17 protein-coding genes are annotated in these 19171 nt (G+C 53.0%); 2 read left to right on the top strand and 15 right to left on the bottom strand.

Features of this window, described 5'->3' with window-relative positions; translation table 11 throughout:
- Position 1: 1 nt before the first annotated feature.
- Entirely contained in the window at positions 2–376 is a 375-nt protein-coding gene (locus OES20_07285; protein ID MDH3634494.1) for a hypothetical protein, read from the top strand.
- Here the strand turns inward: OES20_07285 and OES20_07280 are convergent.
- The 12 genes from OES20_07280 to tal form a co-directional block, all read right to left on the bottom strand.
- A complete protein-coding gene (locus OES20_07280) occupies positions 361–2562 on the bottom strand; it encodes a M12 family metallo-peptidase (protein ID MDH3634493.1) in 2202 nt (733 codons plus the stop codon). The genes OES20_07285 and OES20_07280 overlap by 16 nt on opposite strands.
- A 391-nt stretch (positions 2563–2953) precedes the next feature.
- Positions 2954–5116 (bottom strand): M12 family metallo-peptidase, encoded by a 2163-nt coding sequence (locus tag OES20_07275; GenBank protein MDH3634492.1) that lies wholly within the window; start codon positions 5114–5116, stop codon positions 2954–2956.
- A 110-nt stretch (positions 5117–5226) separates the two neighbouring features.
- On the bottom strand, positions 5227–6522 hold the full coding sequence (locus OES20_07270) for an adenylosuccinate synthase (GenBank protein ID MDH3634491.1): 1296 nt from the start codon (positions 6520–6522) through the stop codon (positions 5227–5229).
- A 6-nt stretch (positions 6523–6528) separates the two neighbouring features.
- Positions 6529–7728, bottom strand: coding sequence for an ATP phosphoribosyltransferase regulatory subunit (locus tag OES20_07265; GenBank protein MDH3634490.1), 1200 nt, complete (start codon positions 7726–7728; stop codon positions 6529–6531).
- Between the two features lie 2 nt (positions 7729–7730).
- Positions 7731–7922 carry a DUF2065 domain-containing protein gene (locus OES20_07260; protein ID MDH3634489.1) on the bottom strand — a complete coding sequence of 64 codons (192 nt, stop codon included), beginning with the start codon at positions 7920–7922 and terminating at the stop codon, positions 7731–7733.
- A gap of 65 nt (positions 7923–7987) precedes the next feature.
- Positions 7988–8854 (bottom strand): protease modulator HflC, encoded by an 867-nt coding sequence (hflC, locus tag OES20_07255; protein MDH3634488.1) that lies wholly within the window; start codon positions 8852–8854, stop codon positions 7988–7990.
- Positions 8851–9999, bottom strand: coding sequence for an FtsH protease activity modulator HflK (gene hflK, locus OES20_07250; protein MDH3634487.1), 1149 nt, complete (start codon positions 9997–9999; stop codon positions 8851–8853). The genes hflC and hflK overlap by 4 nt, the downstream gene beginning before the upstream one ends.
- 72 nt (positions 10000–10071) lie before the next feature.
- Positions 10072–11385 carry a GTPase HflX gene (gene hflX, locus OES20_07245; GenBank protein MDH3634486.1) on the bottom strand — a complete coding sequence of 438 codons (1314 nt, stop codon included), beginning with the start codon at positions 11383–11385 and terminating at the stop codon, positions 10072–10074.
- A 25-nt stretch (positions 11386–11410) separates the two neighbouring features.
- Positions 11411–11659 (bottom strand): RNA chaperone Hfq, encoded by a 249-nt coding sequence (hfq, locus tag OES20_07240; protein ID MDH3634485.1) that lies wholly within the window; start codon positions 11657–11659, stop codon positions 11411–11413.
- Between the two features lie 69 nt (positions 11660–11728).
- A complete protein-coding gene (gene miaA, locus OES20_07235) occupies positions 11729–12691 on the bottom strand; it encodes a tRNA (adenosine(37)-N6)-dimethylallyltransferase MiaA (protein ID MDH3634484.1) in 963 nt (320 codons plus the stop codon).
- Between the two features lies 1 nt (position 12692).
- Positions 12693–14465 (bottom strand): DNA mismatch repair endonuclease MutL, encoded by a 1773-nt coding sequence (gene mutL, locus OES20_07230; GenBank protein MDH3634483.1) that lies wholly within the window; start codon positions 14463–14465, stop codon positions 12693–12695.
- Between the two features lie 8 nt (positions 14466–14473).
- Positions 14474–15421 carry a transaldolase gene (gene tal / locus OES20_07225; protein ID MDH3634482.1) on the bottom strand — a complete coding sequence of 316 codons (948 nt, stop codon included), beginning with the start codon at positions 15419–15421 and terminating at the stop codon, positions 14474–14476.
- 84 nt (positions 15422–15505) lie between these two features.
- On the opposite strand from tal, the gene OES20_07220 reads away from it, so the two are divergent.
- Positions 15506–15754, top strand: coding sequence for a hypothetical protein (locus OES20_07220; GenBank protein ID MDH3634481.1), 249 nt, complete (start codon positions 15506–15508; stop codon positions 15752–15754).
- An 81-nt stretch (positions 15755–15835) separates the two neighbouring features.
- Here OES20_07220 and OES20_07215 read toward each other — a convergent pair whose 3' ends face one another.
- From OES20_07215 to OES20_07205, 3 genes are all read right to left on the bottom strand, one after another.
- Positions 15836–17011: an N-acetylmuramoyl-L-alanine amidase gene (locus tag OES20_07215; protein ID MDH3634480.1), complete on the bottom strand. Its 1176-nt coding sequence runs from the start codon at positions 17009–17011 to the stop codon at positions 15836–15838.
- Positions 17012–17141: 130 nt separating this feature from the next.
- Entirely contained in the window at positions 17142–17588 is a 447-nt protein-coding gene (gene tsaE, locus OES20_07210; protein MDH3634479.1) for a tRNA (adenosine(37)-N6)-threonylcarbamoyltransferase complex ATPase subunit type 1 TsaE, read from the bottom strand.
- Positions 17589–17595: 7 nt separating this feature from the next.
- Positions 17596–19095 carry an NAD(P)H-hydrate dehydratase gene (locus OES20_07205; protein ID MDH3634478.1) on the bottom strand — a complete coding sequence of 500 codons (1500 nt, stop codon included), beginning with the start codon at positions 19093–19095 and terminating at the stop codon, positions 17596–17598.
- Positions 19096–19171: the final 76 nt, after the last annotated feature.

Genomic DNA, 19171 nt, shown 5'->3' with positions numbered 1-19171 from the left:
AATGCGATGGTCGGAAATAAACGCGGTTTTGCTTGCAGCATTACTGAGCCTGCAGGCATCCTGTGCGACTTCGTCGGACCCGGTCGATCCTTACGAACTGAAATTACAGTGGCTGGATGCAGCCGACCCCCAGGCCGATGCCAACCAGGCCATAAAACAAAATGACCTGCGCTTGCTGGGCCTAGCAACCCGTTCCGTAAATATCCCGGGAATCAAGGAAGAAGATACGTTGAAGTATCAGGAGCAATGTGGTGTGCAACTCATCGAAGGCATATCCGACGTGGTGCGCAGCGACGAGCACCTGCGCCTGATGCAAAAAGCCCGCAGCTATGCGTTGCAGTACAACGCCATCATCAAGCTTCACTGCAAGCCGTAGCGCCGGTAAATTTTAACTGCCGAAAACAACAGGCTTAACAGCAACAGCCAGACGGCATCGATAGCACCCGAGCCAGAGCCGCCCCCGCTGCGTTCGGTAAGTGCCGAACTTGCCAAACAGGAGGGTGCGGTCGTGCCAACCGTACCGCCGTTATTGAAGTAGGTTTTCGCGTCACTGTCTGAGTAAATCGATGACGGCTGGTTACCCTGAATGAACAGATCGGCATCCGATAAATCGTAGAAAATGTTGTTGCTGCATTTCACCCGGAGCCGGGCACGGGGGTGTGACAAACCTGGTAACGGAAAGTTTACCACTTGCCCTCCGTCGTTGGGCGTCAGGATTTCTAACGAATGGACTGAATAGCGACTGTAATTCGCATCATTGAACGTCAACAAATCGATATCGACGTTTTTGCAATTAACCGGGGCTTGGTCGGTGTTAGCAATATCCCATTTGATAAAAAGCGGGCTACCCGCATCGATGGTCTGCGAACTGGTGAAACTGGTCACTCTGAAAGGCCCGGAATCCGCGTCTACCGACACCCGCACATCATCGGTCGCCTGGCCGCCATCAAGATCGCGCACCGTTAGCCTGAAATCGAGATTTCGGGTTAAACAGGGCAAAACTTCAGCATCGTCAAACTCGCTATTGAGCTGTGTACCCAGTGCCGGAAAATTACGCCGGGAATCCGCACGCGGCGGATAACTTCTGAAGAGCGGATTGTTTCCAAGATCGGTTCCGAAACTGCTTGCATCCGTCGCGCTGCCACTGTTCATCTGGTCCCATTGGTAACTGAGGGGACCGGAGTCGGCGACCAATTCATTGTCGAGTTCAAACGGGGTATTCGAAGGTATCACCCTGTCAGGCGTGCCTGACATGACTACCGGATCGGAATTAAAGGTTGGCGATTGGGTCGCGCAAGCCAGCAGCCCGGCGCTATCGGTGAAAGCATCGATTTGCGAAATGCTGCCCGCGTGAAAGGTGTCGTCGCTGTTCGACTGCAGGTCCTCGACTCCGCACAGGCCTGCATAACCCATAATGCTCGAGCCGCTGCCCGGTTCAAATGCGGATCCGGCAACCCGGTTACTGCGCCCACAGCTTGAGGTAGAGCCGTTAAAACTGTGCTCGGCACCAAACTGGTGTCCGATTTCATGCGCAATATAATCGATATAGAATAAATCACCTATCGGGTTGTGGAGACCGGTAACACCATGTGCCTTGTAGGTACCGCTGCTGCCGCTCGTGTTGTTGCAAACTGAACCCACCCTGGCCAGACCACCACCGCTGGTGCCAAAAACGTGGCCAATATCATAGTGCTCAATACCGATTTCCGCATTGATCCAGTTTGCGTTTTCCTTGAACATCTTTAACGGATCATAATTCGATAAAGCCACATTGGAGCCGTTCTCGATAAGTTGCTGATTGTCTGACACCAGCACCAGGCGTACTCCCAGGTCACGTTCGTAGATCTGGTTGACCCGGTTAATCGCAGTGAAAATAGCGGCCTGTGCCTGGTCAACTGCTGAAGCTGAAATCGAGTGGTCATACACGGCCGCAACATATTCCTCGGTTGCTGACACCGCCAGCCGATACTCGAGCAGCATGCCCGGCATTCTTTGTGCAGCTTTACTCTCGACGGTTTGAGAAAGTTCACGGCTGCGATCGATCGCGTGTACCCCACAGGAGAATTGTGGGCTCGATTGCCCCGAGTTTCGATATCGCGATACGTAAAGGTTCGATTGTGATGACGAGTAGTCAGGATCGATAAACACCCTGCCCTGTGAGGTCTGCAGCATTCCGCTAAAACCCCGTGCGCTGATATCGATGCGACCGGAGGCATGCTCGTCGTCAATTCCAAATACCTTGAAGGCCTTTATTTCTGGATAACGTTGCGCAAGGCCGTCTGCCATGATTGGAGATTCAACAACCTGGAAACGAGCCAGATTGCCGTCCGGCATTGGCAGATGGATTTGTTGCGAGAAATCACCCGATGACCTGTGCGGCACCGAGCTCAGCAGGTTGCGCAATCCGGTCTCATCGGCGCTGAAGTGACGGGAGCCCTGAATAACGCCGCGTGATCCTGACGGCTCTGATGTCATGACCTGCCAGATCTGCTGGCTGGCATTTGCCGCAACTGAACCCAGTAACAAGAACACGGCGATGACTGTTGCGACCTGTCTCGGCATTAAATCTCCAGAGCCTTTTGCCTGGCATGCGACTTAATAAAGCGATGACCAGGGCAAAATTTTCCTGACTAAATTAAATTTAATTTCAGTTACTTATCGTACCTTTTTAATGTTCATTGTCAAGGTTTGACAGTGCTTAAATATCCGAAACGAGAACCAGGACACACAATTAAAGTACGCATTAATAGGAACAACTATTAATGATTAGAGCCTGAACAATAGTTTTTTTTCGGGTATTGTGCTGTGACTGATTTAACCATTGTTCCAGTGAACATAAATTTCTAATCCAGCAAGAAGGTTCTGGCGAAATCGAACTGCGCGATGAAACTTTAAAGGTAGCTGTGTTACGTTCTAGGGGAAGCGAGGAGGGTCGATTCAGCTTTTAATTAAATCAGTGTGGGCGCAGCCAGTGCCTGAAGATAGCGAGCCCCGCAAAAATCAGCATCCAGCCATAACCAAACGCACTCGCATCTCTGTTAGAACCCGGTGAATCGTCAACGACTGGTGGTGGCGGTGAGCAATCGATGACCGCACCGCAGGCTGGGGCGGCAAACCCGGTGGTCGCGAGGTTTGCATAAAACTGGGTAGTGAAATCAGTGTCGCCCAGCATCACTGGTCCCCCGGTTGGCGTGACCGTCAAATCCGCATCCGAAATATCGTAAAAGATATTATTACTGCATTTCACACGTATCCGCGCCAGCGGGTGTTCGCTGGTCGCCGGCGCAATGGTTACCGACTCGCTACCGTCATTGGCCGTCATGGTGGCCAGTGGATAAACCGAATAGCTAGTGTAGCCCGCGGCAAAGGTCATTAAATCGATGTCGACGTTGGCGCAGTTAATCGGCGCAAGGTCAGTATTGGCAACGTCCCAATCGACGGCAAAAGGAGTACCGGCAGCAAGCGCCTGCGGAGCACTCAGGTTGGTAATTTCAAATGGACCAGCAGAATTGGTGACGGCAACCCGTACATTTTCAATATCCTGCCCGCTGACGCCATCACGTACTGTCACACGGAAGTCGAGATTACGATTTTGGCAAGGCAATACTTCCGCCTTATCGTACCTGCCCTGCAACTGGGTGCCGAGCGCCGGAAAATTACGCCATGAGTCAATACGCGGAATATAGCTGCGAAACAGCGGGTTGCTGCCGTTATCGGTACCAAAACTGGCCGCGTCTGTCGGGCATCCGGTATTCATTTGATCCCATTGGTAACTGAGTGTATTCATATCCATATCCGATGCCACAGCGTCGAGTATAAACGGCGTGTTGGCCGGAATATTAGTATCGTTGACCATGGTTATATCCGGATCATTATTGCCGGCAGGCGTCGTCGCAACCAGGTCGAAACAGGTGGCAGGGCCGGAGGCGAATGCGTTGATCTCTGCTATGCTGCCAGCATGAAACGTGGCATCGCTGTTTAACTGCAAATTTTCCGCAATACAGATGCCGGCATAGGCCATGATCGTCGAGCCGCTACCGGGTTCGTATGCGGTCGATTCATTCCTGTTAATACAGCTGCTGGTGGTTCCATTAAAACTGTGCTCGGCATTGAATTGATGACCAATTTCATGCGCCACCAGGTCTATGTCGAAAGCCGGGTTCATGAAGGGATTATCCAGTCCCGAAACCCCACCAGCCTTGATAGTGTCGTCACAAACCGCACCAAGAAACGCGACACCCCCCCCAAACGTCGGTTTACTGAAAACATGTCCGATATCGTAAGCGTTGTCACCACCGGTGAGGTTGGTGTCAATCCAGGGGTTGACCTGGCCCAGCAACTCAAAAGCATCGTCGTTTCCTAACATGCTGCCATTGACGGTTTCATAGATCTCATCGTTATTGGCAACCAGCCTGAGCCTGATACCGAGATCGCGTTCATAAACCAGGTTAACCTGGTTGATGGTCATGACAATTGCGGATGTCGTACCGCTAGTGCTCGGGGGACTATCGAAAAAATCGTAGTACTCAAACGTAGCCGCAACTGCGAGATCATATTGCTGCAGGTTACCAGTTACCCGGTTTGCCGTTTTTAACTGAGGATCAATCCACTCACTTATATCATTTGCATGTTCATGTACGCCACAGTTGTAAACAGCTGAACCCTGTTGAGCCGCAAATCCGGTGCGGTAGACGTGATCCTGCGCCTTAAAATTGTCCGGGCTTATGATTACCCTTCCAACGTCGGTATCGATCATGCCGCTGAAACCCAGTGGCGTGATACTAACGCGACCCTGCGCATGTTGATCATCAACGCCAATCACCCGGTAAGTCCTGATTTCCGGGTATTTGGCCGCAAGTTCGGGTGCCATTATCGGGGATTCAAGTATGCTGAATTTCGCCAGCTTGCCGTCGGGCATGGGCAACTGAATATGCTGGCTCAGGTCACCGCTATTTTCATGCGGAGCCTGGATAAATGCACTGCGCAACGCCGCATCGTCAGCCAGGAAGTAGCGATTCGGCGAATTTTCCGATAACGCACGTTGTTGAACCCCCGACAAGCCTTGAGGTAGCTCTTGCCAGACCGAAGTATTCGCGGCTGCAACATTTGTGAGCAACAAAAATCCGACCGCAAGAAGATGAAAGGATTGCGTAAACATAGATCACATCAGTATAGCTATATTCTCGAGGATTGGTTTAGTAATACTTCCTGCGAAATATCCAAATTTTAACTGTCAAATGGATTACTTAGAATAATAGTTTCGTTTCGATCTGGCCCAGTCGATACGATATCGATGGGTACCTGGCATAGTTCCTCGATCTTCTGTAGATAACCAATCGCGGCGGCCGGCAATTCGTCCCAGGATTTCAATCCCACGGTCGATGTCTGCCAGCCCGGCATTTCGATGTATACCGGCTCGCAGGCCGCAAAATTTTCGGCCCCGGTGGGCGGAATCGTGACTTCTTCGCCCTGGAAACGATAGGCAATGGCGAGTTTCAGGGTTTCCAGCCCATCCAGCACATCGAGCTTGGTGATACAAATCCCGGTCACCGAATTGATCTGCAACGAGCGCTTGAGTGCGACCAGGTCGAGCCAGCCGCAGCGCCGTTTGCGCCCCGTGGTAGCACCAAATTCATGACCTTTTTCACCCATGTGCTCGCCGCTAGCGTCATCCAGCTCGGTCGGAAAAGGTCCGGCCCCGACCCGCGTCGTGTAAGCCTTGACGATACCCAGAATGTAACCCAGGTCACGCGGACCAACCCCGGAGCCCGAGGCAGCGCCCCCCGCCGTAGTCGTAGACGAGGTTACATAGGGATAGGTACCGTGATCGATATCCAGCAATGCACCCTGCGCACCCTCGAACATGACAGCAGCACCCTGATCGATTAACTGGTGCAAAATGGATGTGACGTCACCCACCATAGCGCGCATTTGCTCGGCCTGCTCCAGCGCCTCGTCAAGCATTTGCTGGTAATCGAGCGGCGCAACCTTGAAATAATGTTCGAGGGAAAAATTGTGATATTCAAGTACTTCTGCCAACCGCGCCGCAAAGTGCTGCTCTTGCAGCATTTCACCGAGGCGGATACCGCGTCGCGCGGCCTTGTCTTCGTAACAGGGACCAATGCCGCGCCCGGTGGTACCGATGGCTTTGTTGCCGCGCGCCTTTTCACGCGCCTGATCCAGTGCTACGTGGTAGGGCAATATCAACGGGCAGGCCTCGCTGATAACAAGGCGTTCGCGGGCAGGAACACCACTCGATTCGAGATGTGTCAGTTCCTTCAACAACGCTTCTGGAGACAACACAACGCCGTTGCCAATCAGGCATTTTATGTCCTCCCGCAGTACCCCCGACGGAATCAGGTGCAGAACGGTTTTTACACCGTCGATGACCAGCGTGTGTCCGGCGTTGTGTCCACCCTGGAAGCGCACCACGGCGCTGGCCTGGTCGGTCAACAAGTCAACGATCTTGCCCTTGCCTTCGTCTCCCCACTGGGTACCGATTACAACCACTGTTTTTGCCACTAGCCGTTAAACCTCTTTAATGCTCCAGGTGCCATTTGACTGTACCACCTGGCGATCGCATTGCTGATCTGCTGCGCTCGATTTACCGCGCGTCAAATCCACCACGACCCGTTCGCCGTCGGCGCGCAATTGCTGTATCAATTCAGCCAGCGCCGCGTCGTCTTCATCGGGCACCAGAATACCTGCCTCAAACTCTCCACGCGCGCCGCAAAGCTGGTAAAGATTCAATAAATCAGCGCTGAATCCGGTTGCCGGCCTGGCATTGCCAAACACCTCACCAACATCGTCATAACGACCACCGCGTGCAATTTCGGATCCCTGCCCCGGTAAAAATGCGGTAAACACCAACCCGGTGTGATAACTATAACCGCGCAGTTCCGCCAGATCACAATTTATAGGGGTATCGGGATACTTTTGCTGCAGTGATTGCACTACTTTATATATATCGTCGAGCACGACCGTTAGCTCGTCGCCGACGTCATGGTAAATCTTGCGCGCCTTGTCGATTACCGAAATATCCCCGTTCAGTAACGCCAGCTGGCAAAGTTGCTCAGACAAGCGATCATCTAACGACAGATCTTGCAGGTATGCCTTTAAATCCGGAATAGACTTGCGCTGCAGCATATCGAACAACCGGTTTTCCTGCTCCCAATCAAGTGGCGTATTCTTGACCAGGTTGCGGAAAATGCCGACATGGCCGATGTCGATCGAAATATTATGCAGCCCAACCGCGTGCAACGTGGCGACCATCAGGCTGACGACCTCGACATCGGCGCTGATCGAGTCGCTGCCGAAGATTTCGGCACCAATCTGTAACGGTGTACGGCTTGAGGTCATGGCGTCACCGACGGCATGTAACAAATGCCCGCAATAGCACAACCGGGAAACCCGGTGATGACGGGCATCGTCGGCTAACAGGTGCGCGTCAATGCGCGTTACCTGCGGTGTCATGTCGGAACGCACTCCCATTTGCTTGCCCGAGAGCTGATCCACCAGCGCGAATGTCCGGGTATCCAGTGAATGGGCCGTCCCGGTCAACAGCGAATCCCGGTACTCAATCATCGCCGGCATGACCAGGTCATAACCCCAGCGGTTAAAAATCTGCAGGATGTCGTGGCGCAGCATCTCGACCGCTAATGCATCCGGCGGCAGAGTCTCCTGCACGCCATCGGGCAGTAACCAGCGTTTACTGGACTTTTTGGTCACGTTTATCCTCGTACCAGATACAGGAACAAAAGTCCGCCAAGCATCAATACCAGGCCAACATTTCTCAGCATTGATTCGGGCATGGCCGCCATTTGTTGCACCATGTTCTTGTAACCCCGTGGACTCACAAACGGTATCAAACCCTCGAGAACCATGACCACCGCGAGCGCAGCCCAAAAATCAGCCCAATTCATATGCCCCTCATAAAAAACGGGCGCCCTGTGCCGCCCGTTCTTATTGTATACCTGTTGTTATTAATTTACGGTGATTCGGATTCCTTGAAAAACTTGAAGAAGTCGGACTCCGGGCTCAACAGGATCATATCCTGATTGTTACCAAAACTCACTTCGTATGCTTTCATGCTGCGATAGAAAGAATAGAATTCCTTGTCCTGGTTATAGGAATCCGCGTAAGTCTTGGCTGCAGTGGCATCGCCTTCACCCCGTATCTCTTCTGATTTACGGTAAGCCTCGGCGAGAATTTCCTCGCGCTGACGATCGGCATTGGCGCGAATCTGCTTGGCCTTTTCCTCGCCGCGTGAACGAAATTCCTTGGCCACGGTTTGTCTTTCGGTCGCCATACGACGATACACATTGGTACTGACATTATCCGGTAATTCAACCTTCTTGACGCGCACATCGATAAGTTCAATACCCAAATCCTGAATCTTGATACCGGCGTTATCGGTTACCACTTGCATGATCGTGGCGCGTTCGCCGGAGATAACCTCGCGCATGTTCTTGGAGGCAATCTGGCCCTTGAGTTCGTTGTTGATAATCGATGCCATACGCGCAATGGCCTGGCGCTCGTCACCGGCGGTCGCAGTGTAAAAGACCTTGGGATCGACAATCTTCCACTTGGCGAATGAATTGACGATCACGTTCTTCTTTTCAGCCGTCAGGAAGCGCTCCGATGGCGTATCGAGGGTCAAGATGCGACTGTCGAACTTTTTCACGTTATTGATGATCGGAATCTGGAAATAAATCCCGGGCTCGTAGTCAGACGCAACGATCTCACCCAACTTGAACTTTATCGCCAATTCGCGTTCGTGCACGATGAAGGTTGACATCGCAATCACCACGGCCACGGCCAGCAGCAGTACAAAACCGAATTTTATATTATTCATTCGCGTGTCTCCCGGCTGCGGTTACGGTTGACGTTGCTCTTGAACTCGTCGATCAAGGACTTGGTATCGGCCGCCGTCCCGCCCAATCCCTGCAGTCTATTGTTAGCACCTGCCGTACCCGACATCAGCTGGTCGAGGGGCAGGAAAATGAGGTTGTTACCGCCAGGTATATCAATCATAACCTTTGGCGAGCGAAACATGACCGATTCGATGGTGTCGAGGTAGATGCGTTCGCGGGTCACCTCCGGCGCTCTTTGGTACTCGGACAACAACTGGTCGAAACGACTGGTTTCACCCTGCGCAGATTTTACCACGCGTGTCTTGTACGCCTCGGCCTGTTCGAGCAGGCCCTGCCCTTCACCTCGCGCTTTCGGCACGACATCGTTACGGTAAGCATTCGCCTCGTTGATAATGCGCTGCTCGTCTTCGCGCGCCTTGATCGCATCCTCGAACGCATCCTGCACCTCTTCGGGCGGTTGGGCTTCGTCCATGTTGACCGTGACCACGTTGATACCTGTGCGATAATTGTCGAGGATCTGTTGCATGATTTCCTTGGTCGCACTACCGACCACTGCACGCCCTTCAGTGATGATCAGATCCATGTCATTGTTACCCACAACCTCGCGAATCGCTGTCTCCGCGGTTTGTTGCAGGGTCAGGTCAGGATCACGCACTTCGAACGCGAAGTCCTGCGCATCCTTGACGTTGTACTGAATTTCGATACTCATGACGACGATATTCTCGTCGCTGGTCAGCATTTTGGACTTGTTGCGTGCGGTCCTGATATCGGCGACGTTGATCTGTTCGACATCCTCTATCGGGTAAGGAATATGCCAGTGAGGTCCAGCCTGTGTTACCACGGTCCGTTCTCCGAAGCGGGTTTCAACCCCACGCCAGCCTTCATCGACGATATAGATACCGGTTAATGCCCATACCGCCAGCAACGCAACGGCGACGAATCCAATGACGCCCGGAAGATTGCCGGAACCCGTCGGAACTTTCGGTATCCGGCCCTTGCCACCACCGCCAAGCAATCCGCCGAACTTGTCCCGCAGATTTTTAAACAGTTCATCCAGATCCGGTGGGCCATCATTGCTTCTTTGCCCCCAGGGATCCTTGTCTTTACCCGGTTCGTTCCAGGGCATAATTAACTCCGAATGCAGAAATAATAGTCAGTGGATCGTGGATACACTAAAGAGTGCGGATTGTAATGGCTATCATGCAGCTCCTGCAAGCGCATCTGCAAGTATCTCGAGCCGATCTGACGAAATGTCGAATCGGCTCTCCAACCTGTTAAATAATGCGGGCGTAATGCTCAGTTTCAAGTGAATATCGCCATTATTTTCGTAATTCTCGGATTCAATAGCCCCGGCTTCGAATAGATATGCCCTGATCTGGCCCTCGCTGGCATTCAAAACCAGCCGGTACGAAGCAGCCTGTTCGCAGAATCGTTTGCGCAAAACCTCGAGCAACTCTTCGAATCCTGCCCCGGTGGTCGCTGAAAGCCAGATGCGCCAGGCCTTTTCCTCGTTGTCGAGGTCAATCCGCGCATCGATTCCGGAAATATCGATTTTGTTGTATATAAACAGCTGTGGAACCTCTGCTGCACCGACTTCCTGCAAAACCCTGTTTACTGCCTCGATTTTCTCCTGCCGAGCATCATCTGAGCAATCGACGACATGCAGTATCAGGTCGGCCTCGCGAGTCTCGACGAGAGTTGCACGAAAGGCTGCCACGAGATCATGTGGCAGGTGCCGGACAAAACCCACGGTGTCAGCGAGTATCACTTCTCTTTGTGGCGACAGTTGCAGCTTTCTCAGGGTAGGGTCTAGCGTCGCAAAAAGCTGGTCCGCGGCATAAACCGATGCGTCGGTGAGCGCATTGAACAGAGTCGATTTACCGGCGTTGGTATATCCGACCAGCGCAATCGTCGGCACCTTGGCCCTGGTTCGTTTCTGACGGCCTAGTTCACGTTGACGTGCGACCTTGCCAAGCCGATGATTGAGATACTTGATACGTTTACCCAGCAGGCGACGATCGGTTTCGAGCTGGGTCTCTCCGGGTCCGCGCAAACCGATGCCTCCCTTTTGACGCTCGAGATGCGTCCAGCCACGCACCAGGCGCGTTGACAGGTGTTTGAGCTGCGCCAGCTCAACCTGAAGTTTGCCTTCGAATGACTGCGCTCGCTGTGCAAAAATGTCAAGAATCAGCCCGGTACGATCGAGAACCCGGCACTGCAGGGTCTGCTCGAGATTCCTCTCCTGTGACGGCGACAGCGCATGATTGAACAAGACGACGTCGATATCCAGGGCTTTGACCCGGGTAGTGATCTCCTCCAGTTTTCCCTTGCCGATAAAGGTTTTTGCGGAAGGATTTGCGCGGCTACCGATAATCAGTTCTACATCATCGACATCGGCAGAACGAACCAGCTCGACAAATTCAGCCAGGTCATCCTGATCCGGTTGATGCGGAAAGTTAATATGAACCAGAAGCGCTCGTTCACCACCACGCGGTCGCTCAAATTCGAACAACGAGATCTCCACCGCCGATCATATACTAGCGGTTACCTGCCTCATCCTCATGATGAGGGTGTTCGACGTGTACATTTCGCGCGGGAACGATTGTCGATATTGCATGCTTGTACACCATCTGGCTCACGTTATTCTTCAACAGCACTACAAATTGGTCGAAAGATTCGATTTGACCCTGAAGCTTGATTCCGTTCACCAGAAAAATCGAAACTGGGACATGCTCTTTTCGCAAAGCGTTCAGGTAGGGTTCTTGTAGCATTTGCCCTTTTGACATAGTTTATACTCCTTAAAATTATTATTGTCGTTCTACCGTGGTATACCTAAAGCAAACCCTGGATAGAGTTTATGATTCCCTTCCTGTGTAAATGTTCCAGTTAAAGTCGGAAAAAGCGGCTTCCACTCCTCTAAATATAGCACCTTTACTGTAATTCAAGCAATCGAACGCCTTTTCCACGGGTTGTTTACGCAACCAGGTTATCTGCCGTTTTGCCAGTTGACGCGTCGCGGCGACCCCTTTGTCGATCATTTGGCGTCGCGTGAGCTCGCCATCGAGATATTGCCATAGCTGGCGATATCCAACACAGCGCATCGATGGGAGTGACAGGTTCAGGTCGGGACGCGCCTTAAGTTGTTCCACCTCTTCGATGAATCCCTGTTCAAGCATGTCCAGGAACCTCGCTTCGATGCGCTGATGCAGCCTGGTACGGTCATTTGCTGTAAGGATTAACTTTTCGATCTTGCCATCAAAACCAACCGCCTCGAGCTGTTGCAGCCTGGAAAGTGGCTGCCCTGACAGCTCTTGTACCTCTAAAGCACGCTGGATGCGTTGCGTATCGGTCGGCTTGATTCGATTGGCGCTGACCGGGTCAATCTCGCCCAGCCTGTCGTGCATCGCCTGCCAACCTATCTGCTCGGCTTCTTGCACGAGACGTTGACGCAGTGGTTCGTTTGCTTGCGGTAACCGATTCAGACCATGCTCGAAGGCGTGGCAATACATCATGGTACCGCCCGCCAGCAGCGGAATCCTGCCGCGCTCACTGATTTCCTGCGACAGTCGCCTGCTTTGCTGTACGAAATCCCAGACCGAATAGGGTTCTGCAGGATCAATAATATCGATTAGGTGATGCGGTACCGAGTCGAGTAGCTCGCGCGCTGGTTTTGCGGTTCCGATATCCATGCCCCGATAAATCAGTGCAGAATCAACGCTGATGATTTCTACCGGAAAGCGCCTGCTGATTTCGAGCGCAAGCTCGGTTTTACCGGTGGCCGTTGCCCCCATCAGCAGGATAACCTTGAGGCCTTGCACCTTACTGACCGCGCAGAAATAGCTTGTCGAGCTGCTCCAGGCTTAGCTGCTTCCAGGTAGGCCTGCCGTGATTGCACTGGCCGCTGCGTTCGGTTTGTTCGATATCGCGGAGCAAGGCATTCATTTCATCGACTGAAAGCAATCGATTGGCGCGCACCGAAGCATGGCAGGCCATGGTCGACAACATCTCGTTCTGGTAATCCTGGATACGCTCTGAACGACCGTGTTCTACCAGGTCTGCCAGTACATCACGCAGCAACTGCTCACTGTCTGCGTTTTTAAGTAAAGCCGGAATTGCGCGCACACGCACCTGTTCCGGACCAATACGCTCGATGTTAAATCCGAGATGATTGAAAAGTTCCGTATTTTCCTCAACCAGTTCGGCTTCTCCCTTGCTGACATTGAAAGCCATCGGAACCAGCAACGGCTGCGCAATAACATCCTCTTGCGCTGCATTCTGTTTCATGCGCTCATAAACAATGCGCTCATGGGCGGCGTGCATATCCACGACAATCAACCCCTCGCTGTTTTCCGCCAGAATATAAATACCTTTAAGTTGCGCTATTGCGAATCCAAGCGGTGGAACCTGCGACTGCGAATCTTCAGCGACTGGTCGCGTCTCCGGATTTAAAAGCACGGCGTAAGATCGCATTTGCTCGCGTACACTGCCCGACCGGTCGCCCGCGTGAAACTGGCTGAGGTTCAGGCCCGACTGGGGAGGTTCTGCTGCACTTGTACGATCGGTAAACGCAAACGCCGGTGAATCAATTTGCTGTTCTGGCTGCACCTCCCCGAGCGCCTGGTGCAGGCTGCGAAACAGGAAATCGTGCACCAGGCGCGAATTACGGAAGCGCACTTCGTGCTTTTGCGGGTGCACGTTGACATCCAGCTCACGCGCGTCCATCGACAATGACAAAACATAGGCGGGATGTCGACCATGAAATAACACGTCCTGATACGCCTGGCGCACCGCGTGATTAACCAGCTTGTCTCTTACCATGCGCTTATTGACGAAGAAGTACTGCATGTCAGCCTGGCTGCGGTTAAAGGTCGGTAATGCAACCCAACCCTGCAGGTTCAGGTTATCAATGGAGATATCAATTTCGATCAGGCTTTCGGCAAAAGCCTTTCCACATAATGACGCGAGCCGTCGACGCTGGTCATTCAGGTTTTGCACCGAAGGTAACTGGTAGATTACCTTTTGGTTATGAATCAACTTGAATGCGACCGCGGGATGGCTGAGCGCGAGGTTTTTGAACAGGTTTTCGATGTGTCGGTATTCAGTTTGCTCGGTACGTAAAAATTTCTTACGCGCGGGAACATTATAGAAAAGCTCAAGCACTTCGACCTGCGTGCCTTGCTGGAACGGATCAGGCATGGGTTCTGCATCTTCACGCGCCTGCAATTTCCAGGCACTGTCCTCTTGCTGCAGCCGCGATATCAGGTTTAACCGCGACACCGACGCAATGCTGGGTAGTGCTTCGCCACGAAATCCAAGCGAAGCGATGCTTTCTAGATCCTCGAGGCTGCTTATCTTGCTGGTGGCATGGCGCGAGAGTGCGCTGGCGAGCTGATCACGCCCGATGCCACAGCCGTCGTCACTGACCCGGATCATCCGGGTCCCGCCGGCTTCGACTTCGACTGTTACCGCTCCGGCACCTGCATCGAGGCTGTTTTCAACAAGTTCCTTGACCACCGAAGCGGGCCTCTCAACGACCTCTCCAGCAGCAATCTGGTTGATCAGATGGGAGGGTAAGGTCAGAATCTTTGACAAAACAGGGGTCAGGCTACCAATCGCGATTCCAGCTGCTCCTGGTCACGCGTGAACAAACGAATCCCCTCGGCCAGTTTTTCGGTCGCCATCGCATCCTCGTTCATCATCCAGCGGAAGGTCTTTTCATCGAGTTTAATTTTAGCCACCGCATCATCCGTTCGGCCCGGTTCCAGTTTACGCTCGAGCCGGGAGATATCTTCGGCAAGCGCCTGCATCAACTGGGGACTTATGGTCAGTCGATCACAGCCAGCCAGCTGCTCGATTTCCCCGGTATTGCGAAAACTGGCTCCCATGACAGCGGTTTCATAGCCATGCTGCTTGTAGTAGTTGTAAATTTTGGTAACCGATTGCACGCCGGGGTCCTCGGCAGCTGGAATGGCAGTTTTTCCAGTTGCGGCCAGGTGCCAGTCGAGGATGCGGCCAACAAAGGGTGACACCAGGGATACCCCGCTTTCGGCACAGGCGACCGCCTGGGCGAAATTGAACAATAGCGTCAGGTTACAGTTAATTCCCTCGGCTTCGAGCGTTCGCGCTGCCTGGATACCTTCCCAGGTCGATGCAATCTTTATCAGCACCCGGTTTCGATTACTGCCGCGACTTTCATACAGGTCAATGATGCGACGCGCCCGCGCAATCGTCGCCTTACGGTCAAATGAAAGTCGTGCGTCCACTTCGGTCGAAACCCGCCCGGGCACGATTTTCTGGATCTCGAGTCCGATGCTGACGATCAAGTAATCGCAGGCCGCGGCCGCGCGCGACGCCGGACTTCCACCCTGCTCCCGACCCCAGCGCTGCGCCTCATCCAGTAGTGGCTGATAACGCGGCAAATCGGCTGCTTTAAGCAACAAGGAGGGATTGGTCGTCGCGTCCTGTGGCTGGTACTGGGCGATCGCGTCAAGGTCACCGGTATCGGCCACTACCTGTGTCATGGATTTAAGTTGATCGAGTTTATTCATTAAACGATGATTGAGTGGATGAATTAGTGTGGAATCGAGGCAGAGAATACCAGAAAATCTGTTAACGGATTATGAAAATTCACCATGCATGAAATTGCCTCTTTTGCACTTGTTTTGCTGATTATCTACTTGTTACTGGCAGCGCTCCCGTACCTTTATCAACGCAGGTTGATTTACCATCCGGTTGCGGTGGATCCGGCTTTTGCAGCCGAAGAAATCATCATTCGCACACCGGTGTTGATCGCCGCTGCAGTAAACGACCGCGAGATTCCTCTGAATCACACCTTGCGCCCAAGCAAAGCCTCACCAACACAACCCTTGAGTAGCAGATGATCGCGGGTGCGGCACATAACGATATTATCGATTTCCCGGAGTACCGGGACATGGTGCATAAATTTATTTTGGAATGACCGACTAGGCCTGGCGGTTCTTGAGGTGCTTTTTAATACCGGTGAATACCGCCTTGGCGAGTTTCTGCTGGTGTTTCGGATTGCGCAGTTTCTTTTCTTCACTCGGGTTGGACAGAAACGCGGTTTCGATCAGTATCGAAGGCATATCCGGCGCTTTCAATACCGCGAATCCGGCCTGCTGCACCTTGCGATTATTGAGCCTGGATACCTTACCGATGTGCTTCAGAACGTCCGATCCAAGTTCCAGGCTATCCTGAATGGTTGCCGTCTGCGAAAGATCAAGCAGCACTGATGCTATGAGATCGTCCTTGTCGTCGAGGCTGATTCCTCCGATAAGGTCGGAAGAATTCTCTTTACGTGCGATCCAGCGTGCCGCCTCCGAACTTGCACCCCTCAGCGACAGCGCGTAAACCGAGGCACCCTTGACATTCGGGCTATGAAACGAATCGGCATGTAACGAGATAAAGATATCTGCCTCCGCCTGGCGTGCCTTTTTCACACGATTGCGCAGACTGACAAAACGATCCGCGTCACGCGTGAGCACAGCCCGGTAACCTGATTCGCGATTGATCAGCGCTTTCATTTTCTTCGCTACGGATAACGCGACATCTTTTTCACGTGTGCCGTGCTTGCCGATAGCACCTGGGTCGCGACCACCATGACCCGGATCGAGGGCGATCACGAACTGCTGCTTGCGTTTTTTACGCGCTTCCTGGTTGGTTCTTATCGGGGTCGGGCTGAGCTTGGTCGCATGCAGGTCTACGACGAGGCGGTGGCCTGATTTGCCGTCTGGTTTCAGCGCAAAACTGCGCGGACGGGCTATGCCTTTCAGATCGATAACAACTCGCAAGCGGCCGCCATCTTTACTCGCGGATCGAACGCCACTCAACAGGTTAGTCGAGTTGGAATTGATATCGATTGCTTTGCTCCTGCGGGTATCGTTTAAATCGACAACCACGCGGGGCGGGTCAGACAGGGTAAACAGGTTATGCTCGAAGTTCCCGGTAAGGTCGAAAACGACCCGGGTATGATCGTCCGCGGATTGTGAAATACGAATGCCGGTGAGTGTCCTTTCGGACTTGGCAAACACTGATTTGGCACCGCCCAGCAGGGCGAGCGAAAGACCATAACGGGATATCCGCTTGATAAAAAGACGTCTCGCCGTTGAGATTGAGCCCATGTTTCCCGCTTTTTAACCTATACCTGCATGCGTTTATAGTAAATTTAGATCAAAAAATCAATGCTTTTTCTATATTTATTAATTAGATAGTGAGACTTTTTAAAAAATAATTCAGGAAATTTCAGGGCACCTACTGATCCAGCCTCGACACCAGCTGTCGACCCCATTCGCTTCTTGGCAACATCGACAGGCTTCTCCCTGCGGGATCATATTCAAGCTCAATTGCGAGATCGATCGCCGTTAGATATCCCTCGGCGCGTTCTGGCCATTCAATAAAACAGAGGGTATGCGGATCGAGGTAATCACGGTATCCGAGGTACTCGAGCTCTTCCGGTTCGGCAAGACGATACAGATCGAAATGGGCGACGGCGAAATCATCAAACGGATAGTATTCGACCAGGGTATAGGTCGGGCTGCGAACACCACTGCTAACACCCCGGGATTCCAGCGCGCCGCGCACCAGCGTGGTTTTCCCGGTACCCAGTTCGCCACTCAAGGTGATGACGCCGCCATGTTCACAGGCGGCGATCAACCTGGCGCCAAGGACGCGCATCTCGTTTTCATCATGGATTAACAAGGTCGGGTTAACCCGCTTCTCGTAACAGTTTCACCACGGCAGGTATGCGCTTGATAATATCGCTGGCAAGCAGACCTGTCTGGTCATGCTTCCGGCAGTACCTGTCAGCACTTAAGGCATGAAGATAAACCGCCGTTTTGGCTGCCTCGAATGGGGTCAGTCCCTGCCCCATCATGGCCGCGATAACGCCACTGAGCACATCGCCCATTCCAGCACTGGCCATGCCGGGATTGCCGCGGGTATTAATCGCGGTTAAATTCCCTGACTCGGCAACCAGGGTGCCTGAGCCTTTCAGGACACAGGTTGCGGAAAAGGTTTCGACCAGACGGTCGCAGGCCTTCAATCGGTCTGCCTGTATCTCGGCTGTCTCGGTTGACAATAAGGCCGCGGCCTCACCCGGATGCGGTGTAATGACCACCTGCTTAGAATCCAATGATTTCAAGAAGTCGGCCTGCAGCGCACTCGCGTCGACCACTATGGGTAAGGACACCCGTTGCAACAACTGCAAGCATTCGGTCGCCGCATCGCCGTTACCGAGTCCCGGTCCGACGACGATAATATTCGCATCCGAAAGTCTGCTTTCCAGTGCATCCCAGCCCCGCACCATGATTTCCGGAAAAGAAGCCAGGTTACCGCGACAATCCGGGTGCACCAGTGCAGTCACCAGGCCTGCCCCGCTACGCAACGCGGCCTGCGACGCCAGAGCGACCGCTCCACTCATGCCCTGGTCACCGCCAATAATCAACAAATTTCCGTAATGATTCTTGTGGGTATTCTTCTTGCGCGGCGACGGTAACTGACAGGATTCGATTACATCCAGGGACGCCGCAACACTCTGCCGTACCCGGGTGGAGACGCCCAGGTCCTCGAAGATCAGGTCGCCGCAGTAATCCGGTCCGTGCGCGAGATATTGCCCGGTTTTGGCACCAATAAAGGTGACGGTCAGATGCGCTTCGATGGCGACCGGTTGCGGGTTGCCGGTTAAACCGTTAAGTCCAGAAGGGATATCGATCGCGATCCTGGGTACCCCGCTGTCGTTGATCGTCTTTATTAATGCCTGCCAGTGATCATCGAGTTCTCGCTGCAGGCCGATACCCAGTAAACCATCGACAATTACCTCCCCACTGATATCCTGGCCCTCCCAGACCTCGAAATCGCCACCACCCTGTTTCCATAATTCGCTGAAATGCCGGGAAGTGTCAGACTGTTTTGACAAATCGCCCTGGACCAGCAGTTGCACAGCGACGCCTTCGCGATGCGCGCTGAGTGCCACTACAAATGCGTCACCGCCATTATTTCCGGCACCGGCAAACACGGTAATTTTAGCCAGTTCGGGCCAGCGCTCAGCCATTGCCCGCCAGACCCGCTGGCCGGCACGCTGCATGAGTTCTATCTCGGCGAGGCCGTCCTGTTTGACGGCAGCCTGATCGAGCTGGTACACCTTTTCCGGGACATAAAGTAACATCCTGAATTTATAACCCAGCGCTCGTAGTAATGCTACCGTCATTGCAGATTTTATTGCGTCGCGAAATCACTGGCTTATTGCGGTTTTATAACAAAGCATGGATTTCGCTTTGATATAC

Source organism: Gammaproteobacteria bacterium, assembly GCA_029862005.1.
Lineage (GTDB): Bacteria > Pseudomonadota > Gammaproteobacteria.
The sequence above is the reverse complement of the archived record's forward strand: the minus strand, read 5'-3'. Positions and strand labels throughout refer to the sequence as shown.